Source organism: Aphanothece microscopica RSMan92 (assembly GCF_046613545.2).
Lineage (GTDB): Bacteria > Cyanobacteriota > Cyanobacteriia > PCC-6307 > Cyanobiaceae > NIES-981.
The window spans coordinates 1-517 of the sequence record NZ_JBKKKY020000429.1; the positions used below are offsets into that span (position 1 = coordinate 1).

A 517-nucleotide genomic window follows, 5' to 3' on the forward strand; every position below is an offset into this window, starting at 1 on the left:
CCGTCAGGTCCCGTCTTTTCGGTCGGGGAGAACTTGCAGGTCGTGCACATGACGATGTCGCGCATTGGGGGCTCTCGAAGCGGGGATGTTGCGGCTGTTGCCAAGGGGTGGCCTTCAATGTAGGCAATCCGACAGGCTGTCAACGCGATGAAACCGGCATGAAATTCAGCTCGATCGCCTTCCTCGCGTCCGACTCGCCCGAAGCCCGCGAGGCGGCCCAGCGGCTTGCCGCCATCCACGGCAATGCCGAGCCCGACCGCGCGGACTGCGTGGTGGCGCTGGGCGGCGACGGCCACATGCTGCAAACGCTGCACCGCTTCCTTTCAACCGGCACTCCGATCTACGGCATGAACCGGGGCACGGTGGGCTTCCTCATGAACGACTATGCCGAGGAGCATCTGCCGGAGCGGCTGGCCCAGGCGGAGCTCACCGTCATTCACCCGCTGAGCATGACGGCGGTGGACGAGACGGGGAAGGTGCACCGCGCCATCGCCTTCAACGAGGTCTCGCTGCTGCG

The 517-nt window shown here is 65.6% G+C and carries 1 protein-coding gene; it reads left to right on the forward strand.

The window, feature by feature from the left end; all coding sequences use genetic code 11:
• Positions 1 to 158: 158 nt before the first annotated feature.
• A partial coding sequence (locus tag ACLD7X_RS18380) for an NAD(+)/NADH kinase (protein WP_411425126.1) occupies positions 159 to 517 on the forward strand: 359 nt, incomplete at its 3' end.